At 43.5% G+C, this 12629-nt stretch carries 16 protein-coding genes; all 16 read right to left on the reverse strand.

All coding sequences use genetic code 11. From position 1 onward, the window contains the following. Positions 1 to 84: 84 nt before the first annotated feature. Positions 85 to 588, reverse strand: a complete 504-nt coding sequence (locus tag T487_RS0104430) for an EAL domain-containing protein (protein ID WP_051651493.1) — start codon at positions 586 to 588, stop codon at positions 85 to 87. A gap of 33 nt (positions 589 to 621) precedes the next feature. After that, a complete protein-coding gene (locus T487_RS0104435; RefSeq protein WP_031574506.1) occupies positions 622 to 1194 on the reverse strand; it encodes a dihydrofolate reductase family protein in 573 nt (190 codons plus the stop codon). A gap of 35 nt (positions 1195 to 1229) precedes the next feature. Next, positions 1230 to 2210, reverse strand: coding sequence for a serine hydrolase domain-containing protein (locus tag T487_RS0104440; protein ID WP_031574509.1), 981 nt, complete (start codon positions 2208 to 2210; stop codon positions 1230 to 1232). 175 nt (positions 2211 to 2385) lie between these two features. Next, entirely contained in the window at positions 2386 to 3249 is an 864-nt protein-coding gene (locus tag T487_RS0104445) for an AraC family transcriptional regulator (protein WP_031574512.1), read from the reverse strand. A gap of 170 nt (positions 3250 to 3419) precedes the next feature. Continuing rightward, on the reverse strand, positions 3420 to 3653 hold the full coding sequence (locus T487_RS0104450; protein WP_031574516.1) for a heavy-metal-associated domain-containing protein: 234 nt from the start codon (positions 3651 to 3653) through the stop codon (positions 3420 to 3422). 69 nt (positions 3654 to 3722) lie between these two features. Further along, positions 3723 to 5627 carry a heavy metal translocating P-type ATPase gene (locus T487_RS0104455; RefSeq protein ID WP_031574519.1) on the reverse strand — a complete coding sequence of 635 codons (1905 nt, stop codon included), beginning with the start codon at positions 5625 to 5627 and terminating at the stop codon, positions 3723 to 3725. 23 nt (positions 5628 to 5650) lie between these two features. Next, a complete protein-coding gene (locus tag T487_RS0104460) occupies positions 5651 to 5962 on the reverse strand; it encodes a hypothetical protein (RefSeq protein WP_031574522.1) in 312 nt (103 codons plus the stop codon). 178 nt (positions 5963 to 6140) lie between these two features. Next, on the reverse strand, positions 6141 to 6527 hold the full coding sequence (locus T487_RS0104465; RefSeq protein ID WP_031574526.1) for a hypothetical protein: 387 nt from the start codon (positions 6525 to 6527) through the stop codon (positions 6141 to 6143). Beyond that, positions 6520 to 6951: an NAD(+)--rifampin ADP-ribosyltransferase gene (gene arr / locus T487_RS0104470; RefSeq protein ID WP_031574529.1), complete on the reverse strand. Its 432-nt coding sequence runs from the start codon at positions 6949 to 6951 to the stop codon at positions 6520 to 6522. Before arr ends, T487_RS0104465 begins: the two co-directional genes overlap by 8 nt. Positions 6952 to 7205: 254 nt before the next feature. Next, the gene (locus T487_RS15765; RefSeq protein ID WP_155953239.1) at positions 7206 to 7562 is read right to left on the reverse strand and encodes a hypothetical protein; all 357 of its coding nucleotides are present in this window, start codon (positions 7560 to 7562) and stop codon (positions 7206 to 7208) included. A 398-nt stretch (positions 7563 to 7960) separates the two neighbouring features. After that, positions 7961 to 8323 (reverse strand): cytochrome b5 domain-containing protein, encoded by a 363-nt coding sequence (locus T487_RS16670; RefSeq protein WP_036909068.1) that lies wholly within the window; start codon positions 8321 to 8323, stop codon positions 7961 to 7963. 311 nt (positions 8324 to 8634) lie between these two features. Then, on the reverse strand, positions 8635 to 9369 hold the full coding sequence (locus tag T487_RS15775) for a helix-turn-helix domain-containing protein (RefSeq protein ID WP_051651495.1): 735 nt from the start codon (positions 9367 to 9369) through the stop codon (positions 8635 to 8637). A 175-nt stretch (positions 9370 to 9544) separates the two neighbouring features. Next, on the reverse strand, positions 9545 to 10657 hold the full coding sequence (locus T487_RS0104490; protein WP_031574539.1) for a plasmid pRiA4b ORF-3 family protein: 1113 nt from the start codon (positions 10655 to 10657) through the stop codon (positions 9545 to 9547). Positions 10658 to 10695: 38 nt separating this feature from the next. Continuing rightward, positions 10696 to 11163, reverse strand: coding sequence for a DUF3788 family protein (locus tag T487_RS0104495; RefSeq protein ID WP_031574542.1), 468 nt, complete (start codon positions 11161 to 11163; stop codon positions 10696 to 10698). Between the two features lie 24 nt (positions 11164 to 11187). Further along, complete coding sequence (locus T487_RS0104500; RefSeq protein ID WP_031574543.1) at positions 11188 to 11847, reverse strand: hypothetical protein; 660 nt, start codon at positions 11845 to 11847, stop codon at positions 11188 to 11190. A gap of 54 nt (positions 11848 to 11901) precedes the next feature. Next, positions 11902 to 12600, reverse strand: a complete 699-nt coding sequence (locus T487_RS0104505) for a flavodoxin family protein (protein WP_031574545.1) — start codon at positions 12598 to 12600, stop codon at positions 11902 to 11904. Between the last annotated feature and the right edge of the window lie 29 nt (positions 12601 to 12629).

Genomic DNA, 12629 nt, shown 5'->3' on the forward strand with positions numbered 1-12629 from the left:
ATTCATAATGAATACTATACGCCAAAAAGCTAAAATTAGATTAAAGCAGACACATGCAGCTGAAAAGGGATTTTTCATTTCTTCCTAGTCCCCTTGAAGAAATAAAATGGCATCATTCTGAGAGAGCGGTTTACTGATATAGTATCCCTGAACCACATCACAGTGGTACTTTTTGAGATAATCCATCTGTTTTCTTTCCTCCACCCCTTCAGCCACAGCCTGGAGTCCAAACTTATGAGCCATGGAAATGATATCCGCTGTGATGAGCTTGTCCTCTCCATGATCCACGATCTTATCAATAAAGTACTTATCAATCTTTACAATATCAATGTTCATATCCCTCAGTCTGGAGAGAGAAGAAAATCCTGTGCCGAAGTCATCCAGAGAGATACGAATACCTTTTTCTTTGATCTGCTGCAATTTTCTGTTCACCAGCTCATAGTTTCTGAGAAATACCGATTCGGTAATCTCATACCTTTTTCTGATGGACTCATCAACGTCCACAAACTGATACCCTAGAAGCTTAGCAAGATTCCTCGCGGTAGTTGTCTTTCCGACGTTTGAAACACCAAAGAGGACAATGATCATAAAACACCTCATAGTCCCGACGTCCGGGATTCTTTAGATAATTTCTCCTGGAATAGCGCATTTTTCATAAATCAGCTGCACAACTCCGGATGGAAAAGACTTGGTTTCTTTCAGCTGCAGATTCTTCCGCTCCATAAGACCTGTAAAAAGAGACTTTCCACTTCCCAGCAGCACCGGATGCACAGAGAGTCTGTACTCATCCACAAGATCTTCTTTCATGAATGCCTCAATGAGGCTGGCACCTCCATAAAGCCACAGATCCTTCCCTGGCTCCAGCAAAAGCTTCTCCACTTCTTCCTTCAGATTTTCAGATATGATCCTTGCATCATCTAAGCCTGACAGACTTCTGGAAAAAACAACTTTATTCTTGCTGTTCATGGTTACCATCATGAATCTGTCTTCTTCAGAAAGAAATGGATTTCTTAGAAACTGAAGAAACAGCTCATAAGACTTTCTGCCAAAAAGAATCGTATCCACTCTTTCCAAAAACTGCTCAAAAGCCATCTCTTCTTCCATGATGCACCAGTCAATCTCTCCATGAGGTCCCTCAATATAACCATCCAGTGATACTGCAAGATCTAAAAGAACTTTACGTTTCGTACTCATAAGATTCCTCCTGTTTATTCGAATTAAGACGTCAACTATTTACGGAGCTCATTCCTGATATGATCATGAAGGGCCTCCGCATCGTATTCCACATTGGAGAGTATGGTGATGATGCGTTCTTCCTTCAGATCAAAGGAAGTGTAGAAATTCACCCCGGGGTCACTTCCCTGAAAACAGGGTGTATCCGAATCCAGGATCCACAGCCCGTATCCATAGAAGGAGGCTTTGCCCTGAGGCTTTTTCATCTCATGAAACATCTCTTTTGACATAATCTTTCCTGATGAGAGTGCTTTCCAGAACTTCTCCACATCTTCTGCTGTAGTGAATGCGCCGCCAGCCCCTGTTCCTTTCACATCCACAGAATAAATGTTGTTTCTGTAGTCTCCCCGAGCCTCATCATAGATATAGGCATAGGCACATCTTGCAGGGAGCCTGTCCATCTCAAAGTAGCCTGTATCTCTCATCCCCGCAGGATCAAAGATTTTTTCCTGAAGGTATACATCAAAAGGAACCTTTTTCAGAGCTTCAATCAGCAATCCCAGCATCACATAGCCAGAATTGTTATATTTAAACTTTTCTCCTCTTTCATACATCATAGGCTTGTCGATGAAAAGAGTAAGAAGATCTTTGGAGGTTCTGATACGGTAGTTCGGCACCTCCACCCACAAGTCCTCATAGTTCTCCATCACATCCTCATCAAAGTAGTCGGGAATGCCGGAGGTATGGGTCAGAAGCTCATGGACTGTCACATTTTTATCTATCCCCTGGAGATCAAAATCCAGCACGTCACCAAGCGCAGTCTCAAAGTTCAAGCTCCCCTCTTCAATAAGCTTCAGAATTGCAGCCGCCACAAAGGCTTTTCCAGCAGAAGCGGTCTCAAATCTTGTATCAACAGTATTTGGGATTTCATTGGCACGGTCTCTATAGCCAAAGGCCTTCTGGTAGATGATCTTATCTTTTTCCACCACAGATATCACGCCAGAGAAGTCTTTGCCGATGTTCTTTTCAATATCCATACGCTAACTCCCTTCCAGGTCCTGACTGATATGAATCAGTTCGGAGACACTATCATTTCTATTCTCTTATTGTAGCTTTTATTCAGAAGAAAAAACAGAATATCACTGAAAAAAGTACCGGCCTCCCATGGGAAAACCGGTATCTTAGCGTTATTTGGATTGTTGTGATTTCATCTCACTTTTCCACTGCAATCCAAATCTCCTGTTTTTTCTCTGCCAGATAGCATTCTATGACAGGAAGATCTGCCAGACGAAAGCCGGACTGGGGCAGCCATTCTCTATAAAACTCCCTGTACTTTTCCTGAATCGCCTGAGGAAGCTCTCCATCTGCTTTAAGAATCACCCAGGTGGATGACGGATAAAACCTCTTTTCTAATCCTTCTGGAGCTTCACTTCTACTTTTCATATTCTCCTCATCCACGGTCACACCCAGGATGTATTCCATGCTGTCGCTTTCACCCCATTTTCCACCGGCTGCAATGCCAAGATACCCTTCCGGCTTCAGTCCACTGTAACACTCATTCAGCTTTTCCATGGTTCCATCCTTCCAGGCACAAGCCCAGATGTCAGGCACTTTCATAAAAGCTTCCTCTGTTTTTATTGGATGCACTGATCCCAGCACCGTAAAGGCTGGTCTTTCTTCCACTTGATAGTTCATATTCTTTCCTCCTTCCATCTGTAAGGTGAACGTAAGTCTCGGGCAAGACTGAAGAAAAGCTCCACCTTTCCGAACTTTAGAGGGAAGGATCCCATGGTATGTCCGAAAAGCTCTGCTGAACGCATCTTGAGACTCATACCCGTATTTCAGCGCAAGATCAAGAATTCTCCCTTCTCCCTTCAAAAGATCAAATGCCGCCTGAGTCAGTCTTCTGTTTCTCACATAGTCACGAAAAGACTGCTCCGCCAAGTAAGAAAACACCCTCAGAAACTGATCTTCACTGCATCCAGCGAGCCTTGCTGCTGTATCAGCTGTAATGCTGTTTTCCAGATTCTCTTCCACATACTGAGTCACTTCATTCATTCTGCCAATCCAATCCATTTGTCACCTCTACTGCCAGTTTACTCGTAATCATCATCTGAAGCTCGACTTTAGGAGCCTGAGATTGTCGGTTTCTTCCTTTTTAGTGTACCATGGACCTTTTCCAGACTGAAGAGGAGCAAAAAAGAAAAGCACCTGAATCAGATGCTTTCGCTTTCCTCGATATGAGGTTAGGCTTCTTTTTCCTGGGATTTTAAAACGTCATACCCAAGTTTCACAATGGCTTTTTCCACATCATAAAGACTGACCTTCTCTTCATCGAAATCAAATTTCACTTTACTGGAGTTGAAGGATATTTTTAATGTGTCTTCCTGGATGCCATCCATTTTCTTCACGGCACCTTCAATCTTCTGGATACAGGAAGGACAGGTTAGGGTTTCCAGCTGCATAGTTCCTTTTTTCATGGGGGTTCACTCCTCTTTTTTCTTTGTCTTTATACTATCTCTTTTACACGGGTTCGTACTTGATGCAAATCAAGTTCCATAGGATTCTTTCGGCATTATTTTTCTTTTTGATTCAGCTTTGGGAGAGAATAGGGAAAACTTCAGAAGTCTCATGCCATTCAGAATCACCACCAGGATACTTGCTTCGTGGACCAGCATACCGATGGACATATTCATCCATTCACTGAAGAACAAGCTGAACAGAAGAACCAGCACCACACCTACTGCAATGGCAATATTCTGCTTCATATTTCTGGCTGTGGCTTTGGTGAGCCCCAGGGCATGGGGAAGCTTTCCGAAGTCTCCATTCATCAGTACCACATCAGAAGTTTCAATGGCCACATCTGTTCCGCTGCCCATGGCGATGCCAATCTCAGCCAAGGCTAGAGATGGACTGTCATTGACCCCATCCCCCACAAACGCCACCACGTGACCTTCCTCTTGAAGCTTCTTAATATAGGCGGATTTGTCTTCCGGCAGCATATGTCCAAAGGCTTTGGTAAGCCCCAGTTCTTCTGCCACCACATCCACAGTGCCCTGATGGTCTCCCGAAAGAAGAACCAGCTCTTTCACCCCAAGCTTCCTGAGTTTTTTAAGATCCTCTTTCACTCCAGGTCTCACCTGATCCCGGACACCAAGCGCTGATTCCAGAACTCCATCCACTGAGGTCAGTACCAGCGAATCCCCTCGTCTTTCATACTGATGGATGATTTCAAGAGATTTTTCAGGAAATGCAACCTGGTTTTCTTCCATAAGGTACAGATTTCCCACAAGAACCTGTCTTCCTTCCACTTTGGCTGCGATTCCGCCGCCCTTCATCACTTCTGTTTCACTTACCGTATAAGCATCCGTGATGCCAATATGTTCCACCACAGCCTTTGCCAGGGGGTGGTCAGACTCTCTTTCCACGCTGGATAAATACTTCAGGGTTTCTTTCTCATCCTCTCCAAAATAAGCATGGTCTGACACCTTAGGATGTCCCACGGTCAATGTACCAGTTTTATCAAAAACCATCACATCCACCCTGCTGAAATCCTGGATCACTTCACTGCCCTTGAGTAAAATACCGTTCTTTGCACCATTGCCGATACCTGCGACGTTGGAGACGGGTACACCGATGACCAGAGCACCTGGACATCCCAATACCAAAATGGTGATGGAAAGCTCCACATTCCGGGTCAGAGCAAACACAAAAGCGGATAAGAGAAGTACCAGCGGAGTGTAATACTTGGAGAATCTGTCAATAAAGCGCTCCGCTTCAGATTTCGCATCCTGAGCCTCTTCCACCAGTTCTATGATTCTGCCAAAGGTCGTATCTTCTCCCACTCTGTCTGCCACAATCTGAAGGGTTCCATTTTCCAGGATGGTTCCTGCATAGACCTTTGAGCCCTGCTTCTTCTCCACAGGAAGAGACTCTCCGGTGATGCTCGCCTCGCTTACATACCCTTCTCCAGAAAGCACTCTGCCATCCACCGGAACTTTGGCACCGGTTTTCACCAGAAGGACATCCTCCACATCCACTTCATCTACGTCCACTTCAAGAAAAGAACCATCCGGCTGTCTCTTTAAAGCACTTTCCGGTGCCATCTCTGTCAGTTCTTTGATGGCAGATCTGGTCTTATTGAGCGTACGCTGCTCAAGATAGGCTCCAAAGAGAAACAGGAAGGTAACGATGGCTGACTCTTCCAGATTCTTTATGGCAAAGGCGCCAAGAACTGCGATGGTCACCAGGACATCAATGCTCACAACCTTCACCTTCAGCGCCTGATAGGCCTGTATGGCAATGGGCAGAACACCAAGAATGGAAGCTGCCCCAAGGCCAGCCATGGCGAGCATTTCGTTCTGGAGTAGAAACTCCCCCGCAAAGCCCAAAACAATGAGGATCCCACTCATGACTAAAATACGGTTCTTACTTTTTAATATGATTCTTTGCATCCTATTTCCCACCTTTCACGGTTCTATTCCCGTTCACTGTCATAAGCCTTATCCATTTCTTCTAAGAGCCGATAGACAGCCTCATAACTTTCACAAACATCCTCAGGTACTTTGTAATGATCCGTGACCCCTCTCAACTTCAAGAAATACTCTTCAAGGTCCTTGGTGCTTTCACCTGCTTGATTCATTTTGGAAAGCATTCCCTCAAACAGCTCCTTCACTTCGTTCATTTCAGGATGGTGTCCTCCATGAACTCTATTCACGATAGGAACATACTGTTTCAGTACTGGTACATTTTTTTCTGAGACTTCTACAAACTTCTTCTTTAGCATCATGATGATCTCACTGCTCCTCTATTTTTTATTTCATTCGGATCTGATGAGCTTAGTATAAATCCAATTCTCTCTTTCTCACTTGACGCACATCAAGTTGTAAAACTATGGAAGAATAATTTTACAAAAAAAGATCCTGAGCCAGCAAAAGTTTTTCTTCCTTCTGTGAGCTCAGGATCTTCTATTTGATCATTCTATTCTCACTTAAGTTCAGATGCTCTATACTGATGGTGATGGTTTTGATGAGTCTTTCTAGTCTTTTGGCTTGGGGTGAATGAGGCTTCGCTTTCTCCAGAGCTTTCTGAGATTTTCTGATGATGGAAGCTAATGGCTCCAGAATGCTCTCCATACTTTTCTTCGGCTCAGAATATTTTCCAGACGGGTCTGAAAGAACGTCATAAGAGACTTCAAGTGCCCGGATCCGATTCAGGAGCAGTGTATGCTGCGGACTCTTCTCTGGGAACTTTGGCAGCATTTTCCTGCAGTTTTCTGTAAGCGCATGGAGATGCTTTCTTGCATCTTCCAACTCTTCCTCATGATACTGAATCCCTTCCTTGATATTACTCATTGATGGCCTCAATCCCCTGATTCTTCAGCTCCCTCAGATGACTCCTCATTCTCTCAAGATCTTCTTCTGAATGTCCCTGAAACCCCTTCACTTCCCCAAGTACACGAAGCGCCCCTTCGGTGCGGTAGGATCTCGTTGGATTGCCAGGAAACCTTTTATCCGTCAGATTCGGATCATTCTCAAAGTCTCCTGAAGGCTCCACAAGATAAATCCTGCCTTCTGACTCTCCCTGTGCCAGTTCAGCGCCCCATATGGCCGCATCCATGGTTGCAGTAAAATAGATGAACTTTGCAGTTTTGCCTGAACCGTAATTGCTGTTAAATCCTGGAACCAGTAAGTCTCCAGCCTTTAGCTCCGCTTTTGTCCCATGATAGAACGGACCTTCATCAAGAACGTTCTTTTTCGTATTTGTGTAATCAGTCATGAGTAACCTGCCTTTCTTTTCAGATCATCAATATTCTCTAGTATGGGTCTGGTAAAAATAAGCCCATACAAAAATGGTTCCCAGAAGTCCCAACGCATAAAAAATAAGGACCGCTGGTCTTCTAGTGCTCATGCCATAGTAGATACCCTAAGTGGAGCACAAAACAAGATAAACACCAAACAGTATTTTTACTCCCCCTTGCTTTGGGAATTCTCTCATTTTCTCCTAGCTTTCCCACAGTACTGGTTTCTTCTTTACAAAGTAAAACCCAAAATTATGAGAATCAGGGATCCAAACAAAATCAGACCCATAAAAGAGAACCAGCTGACTAAAAGAGTGCCAATGCCATATTGGAAGGGTCCCAAGGGTAGATTCGTGGTCCAGTGGCATAGAAGAAACTCCACAGCCTTATCCAGTTCTTGCCTATCATTGATCCATGGCGTGTATCTGAAAGCATCCAGTGCAACGAGGGTTGGAAACGGATTGGAAAATTCAGTTTCTGGGCCTTGCCCATAGCTGCACTTCTTGCACCTCCAACCGCCACCCACGTGCTGTATCTCCAGAAGATGCTGCCTTAGCGATACACTTGAAACGGGCCATCTTCTCTCCAAATAGAAAAAAGTAGATCAGCCGCTTCTATCAATAGAAGATCCTCTGGCTTCATGCCGATTTCCTGCAGATACTGCACAGATTCAATCAGCGAAAAGGGATCCTTTCAGAATTCTTTTATCCTAGCTTGTCCAAAGATCACTTCCAAGATCATATCTATGCGCACATATTTCCTCCAGATCCTTACGGTACTTTTCAGAAACTGACATCCTCTTGGCACCTTCCTTTCTCATGTTCCTATTTAAGATTCTATTTTCCGTTCTTTAGCATTTGTCATCAACTTAAATCATAGAATTTCTTGCTTTCATTCTAGTTCCAGGAAGTTGAAGAATCAAGAAGCAGAAAAAAGAAAGCCTTGGTTGCCCTCTTCATGAGAGCACCAAGACTTCTAAGAGTGTCATCAGTCTTCTACAAGCTTACCAATGGCAGGGACATTCTCCAGTGCACTGATGCCATGAGGCGAATCTTCCATGATTTCCTTGGTCAGGTCCTGACCTGCCTGATTTCCATTATGGTTTCCGTCCTTCCATGCAGAGGAATCTGTAACATCATAAATGATGCCATCCACAGCAACATAGGCCTTGTTTCCATTTTTACCGTCAAAGGCACTGAGCTCCTCCAGTGTAAGCATCAGTTCTTCCTCTTCTCCTTCTGATGGTGTCTCTTCCGGAGTTTGAGGTTCCTCACTTGGTGAGCTGGAACATCCTGCAATGACAAAAGATACGCTGAACAGCATGAGTAAAAGTACTACAATCTTCTTCATATTAGCCTCCTTCAAATGCTTCAAAGCATTACAATAGCGATAATTCTACAAGATATCTTATATGCAATCCGTTCAATCCTGCAGTGAAATCATTATACAATATCCCTTGGACTTTGAGCATAAATCCATGATTCTTATACAAATATTTCACTGTGTATTCATTATTTTCATCGTATCGATTCATATCATCGGTTTAACACCCCTATAGAAACTCCCCTGTCAGCCATTGTCAACAGGGGAGTTTTCCTTATTAATACATGCATTTACGAAGGTTCGAATATAGCCTTTGTTTTCTGATACACTTCTTCTCACTAGCTGAACTCTTCCGCTCTTACTTTTTTCTCCGAAACCATGAGATTCATCACTGCAAGATCCGCAAATACCAACAGATGTCCACTCTGTCCTGCTAAAATAATTAGAGACGTCCAGGGACTGTCTGCCATCCAGAAAAATAAAGGCAGCAAGAACGATAATAGGAAAAAAATGACAGGAAGCGCAAGATCCATCTTTTTCACTTTACGGTACCTATGCTCCTTCTTTACCAGCCGCCAGATGAAGATACCAAATAATACTGCGATCAATGGAAGATCGGGCAAAAACCCCAAAACCAGAAGGTCAAACTGATGGATGAAGCTGAAGCTGACAGGACCAAAGAATCCTTTCTCATAGAGATAGATGTTTACAGGAAGAATTGCAAAAAACAGAATCAGATACAGATACAAAGTAGACAGTGTCTGATTGTAGGTTCTGCCCATAAGCCCCAAAAAAGTGAACGTGAACCCACGCTCTGATGACTCCACTGAATCATCCTCATGCCTCTTATCTATAACACGTTCATTTCCTTCCGAGATTTCACTTGAAACCAACTCGTCCAAGGATACTTGAAAAAGCTCAGCCATAAGGATGAGTTTCTGAAGTTCTGGCTTCGCTGTATCCGTCTCCCATTTTGAGACAGACTGTCTGGATACATCCACTTTTTCTGCCAAGTCATTCTGCGACATCTTCTTTTCTTTCCGTAGCATCTGAATTCTCTCTCCAAGACTCATACCTAACCTCCATAAAGTTAATTCTTAGGTTTATGGTAACTGAAAAGAGAATGAATGCCAACCAACTTCCGTTCGTTTACTGTCAACTGCAGGTTGCTTTTAAAACTTTTAAAGAAAATAATGAAAAAAGTCTCAGTTCTCATATGATCAAGAACTGAGACCAACGGTCTTGTGGTTATATATTGTAGATGTGCAGATGTCTGGGGCGTTTTTCCCAATCGGCCAGTTCGGGACTCCAGTAGGGATTCCAATGGAGAAGATCCTCATATCTTGGATGAGATGGATCTTTTTTAGCTTCCAGAAAATCTTGAAAACCTCCGACACCTCCCACATCTTCTGGTGGCGTTTTTCCTTCTGACTCCAGAAGAAAAGGAAGACTGTCATCATAGTGTTCATGCTCCTTCAGGAAAGTGATCTGATGTTCCCAATAGTCGCCAAAATCATAGACATAATTGATTTCCTTTATCCTTGGCATAAACTCTGAAAGAATACGACCTTCCATGATTTCAGCCTCTTCATGGTACTCAAGATCTTCTTCCCTTGGCACAATTCTCTTGATAACTTTTCCAGATTTCTCATCCTTCATCTCAAATTCAAAGAGATGGTAGTCCTGCCATCCAAATGCGCTTTGTATGACCCTATGGAGAGTTTCAAACCTGATGTCTGCAGGCACGAGGACTCTTCTTTTCACCTGATAGAGTTCAAGGTCCAGTGTGATCTGTAGTTCAATAGCTCTGGTATCATAGGCTTTCATTCCCGTAAGTTTCTGAAGTTCTGTAACCATGTCCTTCAAAGGCACACGGATACTATCCTTGCTGGATCCCGCTTTTCTAAAAGTATTGTGGTTCACCAGTACACCAAGGGTATCACTGTAGAAATTTGGAACATGGGCATACCTATCCGCAATGGGGATAGAAAGATCAATTCCTGTCTGGGTCATCCAAGAGGTGATCTGGCGGTTGCTGTTTTTTGCATAGACAAAGCTTCCTGAGAGCCTCAAGTATTCTTCTACCATCTCCGGATTGAGATTCATCTCAAGCATGGTTTTCCTTATACCTTCCACAGCTATGCGCTCGAAATTCTTCAGATCTTTTTTCTTCACCCTATAGATTGCCACTGTGAATCTAGTGGCATTATTTATGAGAATCAGAAGCTCCTCGGTCTTATTGTCACTCCAGATTGTGGTCCAATTTGCTGTCCAGGAGAACAGCGGACTGATGGATTCATCAAAGGCTTCTGGCTTTTCTTTTAAAGCCTCTGCAAGCTTTTTCGTTAATGCGATCTGCATATATTCCCTCCAAATTCAGTTCGTTCAGCATTTAATCTTTATCTCACGGCTTTCTTAAATGAAAGCACTTCACTTAGATCCTCCAGTGTTTCTTTGGTATAGACTTCAAAAACAACGGGTAAAAACTTCAGCTTTTCGCCAAGTTTTCGGGTTTCAGCGATCTCTTTCCTAAGATTCTCCTGAATAGGTAAGTTCATCATATTCTGTTTCTCCCGGTCTGGCACATATACCGTCACTTTGAAAAAACCGTCCCAGATGGACAGCCAGCATACAGTTGTTTCTTTTTTTCCACCTCTAGGACCAGTCCAGCCATAGATTCCTTTTCCTAGCCATGCATGGCCATCTTTATAAAACTTCCAGTTCAGCCGGATGTCCTCTAGGCTCAGACCTTCAACAAATTGACAGTATATGCTGTAAGTATTACCAAGTGCTTCCTTTAGAACTTCCTCCGTGGGTTCCGGGTAGGGGGTTCGCAGGAGCTGCAGTTTTTTAGAATAAACATTCAAAACTATCCCTCCAATACTCTCTCACTACTTCTTGATTTCTTCCACTCGCTTTACAAACAGTACCGCTTTTTTCACCACCGCTTTCCTCACACTATGTAATTGCCCCTTTGCAAATTTCAGTATTTCTTCCTGATGCGCCGACTTGTCATAATACTTCTCAAAACACTCCAGCACCTTCCCACATACAATGGCATTGCATTCCGGTGAGGGCTCTCTCTTGTGAACATAGATGATCTTAGGTACTGAAAGAAGCTTTTCTGTGATGATTCCTTCATATTGAGGCAGTGCATGAACTATTTTCCAGGCACTGCCCGCAGCATTGCCTGCGGTAATCATTTGTGGATCTTCTAGAAGAGAAAGATAGGCTTCAACATAAGAAAGCTGATTATCCTGTTCTACATATCCGGCAAAATTTGCCATGACAAAAATCCCATCCCATTTGATGAAGCTGTTCTGGTGATGGATCCAGGATAAGATCTCATCCATGTGAGGCTTGAGCACTTCAGGGTGTTCCTCACTGATGAGTCTTATGATTTTTGAGGCTTTGTACTTCAGGCTGGACTGCTCCTTCTTCACAAACTTCACTACAAACTCCAGATCCTCTTTTTTCTCCGCGAGTTCCAAAGCCATCTGTTTGAAGTCTTGATTTCCATCAAGGCTCAAAATCAGCTCTTCCTTTTTCATACAATCCCCTTCTTCTTATGATCCTGAACACAACCTAGCGAGCTTGCTCCGCTGTTAGCTCTGCCAAGGTCGAACCTTTCCCAGCCAACCTTCTTTTTCCCAATAGTTTTTCTCGGAGATACTTGCGCCCCTATTCCCCTGCTGCATCTTTCTCATCATAAGGAAAAACACCTTTGTCTTCATCCCTGCTTTTGGGTGATGGTTACGCTGAAGACTTCTTACAATCCGGTCCGTTCTTTTATCGATCTGTGACTTCTTCTTATCAGAAACCCCTGCCCAGTTCATCGCTTGCACACTAACGCCATAGGTTCTGATTCTAGGTACTCCCCAGAAGAACAGTGCATTAGAGATATCTTTCAAAGCATGTCTCATTCCGCTGCCAGCAGCCGTTGTCACCACCACAGCATTTTTTTGGAACATGACTTTTCTTGGTTTATGGACCATCCAGTAGCTGAACGTCAAATCCAAAAAACTCTTCATGGGCGCAGAGGCTCTCATACAATAGGTTGGTGTTGTGAAGATGAGAAGATCCGCTTCCTCCACTTTATCCATCATCTTCTTTTTCTCCCCATAGAAAGGACACTGGCTTTCATCTTCAATGCACCGGTAGCATCCAACACAGAAATGATTGAGATCTCGCGGCAGAAAAAACTCTGTCACTTCTTTCTCTCCTGGCAGCTTATTCTCAATCATTCTTCCAATATGATAGGAACTTCCTTTATGATTTTGGCCATGGATGAGAACTATCTTCATTTTTAACACCACACATTCAAATTTATACT

The sequence above is a fragment of the Proteiniclasticum ruminis DSM 24773 genome, assembly GCF_000701905.1.
In the GTDB taxonomy this organism is placed as follows: domain Bacteria; phylum Bacillota; class Clostridia; order Clostridiales; family Clostridiaceae; genus Proteiniclasticum; species Proteiniclasticum ruminis.

What these genes read in the sequence shown, in the direction of transcription:
- T487_RS15775 (WP_051651495.1), bottom strand. Translation starts at nt 9,369, where the DNA reads ATGAGTCTTGGAGAGAGAATTCAGATGCTACGGAAAGAAAAGAAGATG.
- T487_RS0104460 (WP_031574522.1), bottom strand. Translation starts at nt 5,962, where the DNA reads ATGATGCTAAAGAAGAAGTTTGTAGAAGTCTCAGAAAAAAATGTACCA.
- T487_RS0104455 (WP_031574519.1), bottom strand. Translation starts at nt 5,627, where the DNA reads ATGCAAAGAATCATATTAAAAAGTAAGAACCGTATTTTAGTCATGAGT.
- T487_RS0104505 (WP_031574545.1), bottom strand. Translation starts at nt 12,600, where the DNA reads ATGAAGATAGTTCTCATCCATGGCCAAAATCATAAAGGAAGTTCCTAT.
- arr (WP_031574529.1), bottom strand. Translation starts at nt 6,951, where the DNA reads ATGACTGATTACACAAATACGAAAAAGAACGTTCTTGATGAAGGTCCG.
- T487_RS0104435 (WP_031574506.1), bottom strand. Translation starts at nt 1,194, where the DNA reads ATGAGTACGAAACGTAAAGTTCTTTTAGATCTTGCAGTATCACTGGAT.
- T487_RS16670 (WP_036909068.1), bottom strand. Translation starts at nt 8,323, where the DNA reads ATGAAGAAGATTGTAGTACTTTTACTCATGCTGTTCAGCGTATCTTTT.
- T487_RS0104500 (WP_031574543.1), bottom strand. Translation starts at nt 11,847, where the DNA reads ATGAAAAAGGAAGAGCTGATTTTGAGCCTTGATGGAAATCAAGACTTC.
- T487_RS0104440 (WP_031574509.1), bottom strand. Translation starts at nt 2,210, where the DNA reads ATGGATATTGAAAAGAACATCGGCAAAGACTTCTCTGGCGTGATATCT.
- T487_RS0104465 (WP_031574526.1), bottom strand. Translation starts at nt 6,527, where the DNA reads ATGAGTAATATCAAGGAAGGGATTCAGTATCATGAGGAAGAGTTGGAA.
- T487_RS0104430 (WP_051651493.1), bottom strand. Translation starts at nt 588, where the DNA reads ATGATCATTGTCCTCTTTGGTGTTTCAAACGTCGGAAAGACAACTACC.
- T487_RS0104490 (WP_031574539.1), bottom strand. Translation starts at nt 10,657, where the DNA reads ATGCAGATCGCATTAACGAAAAAGCTTGCAGAGGCTTTAAAAGAAAAG.
- T487_RS0104450 (WP_031574516.1), bottom strand. Translation starts at nt 3,653, where the DNA reads ATGAAAAAAGGAACTATGCAGCTGGAAACCCTAACCTGTCCTTCCTGT.
- T487_RS0104445 (WP_031574512.1), bottom strand. Translation starts at nt 3,249, where the DNA reads ATGGATTGGATTGGCAGAATGAATGAAGTGACTCAGTATGTGGAAGAG.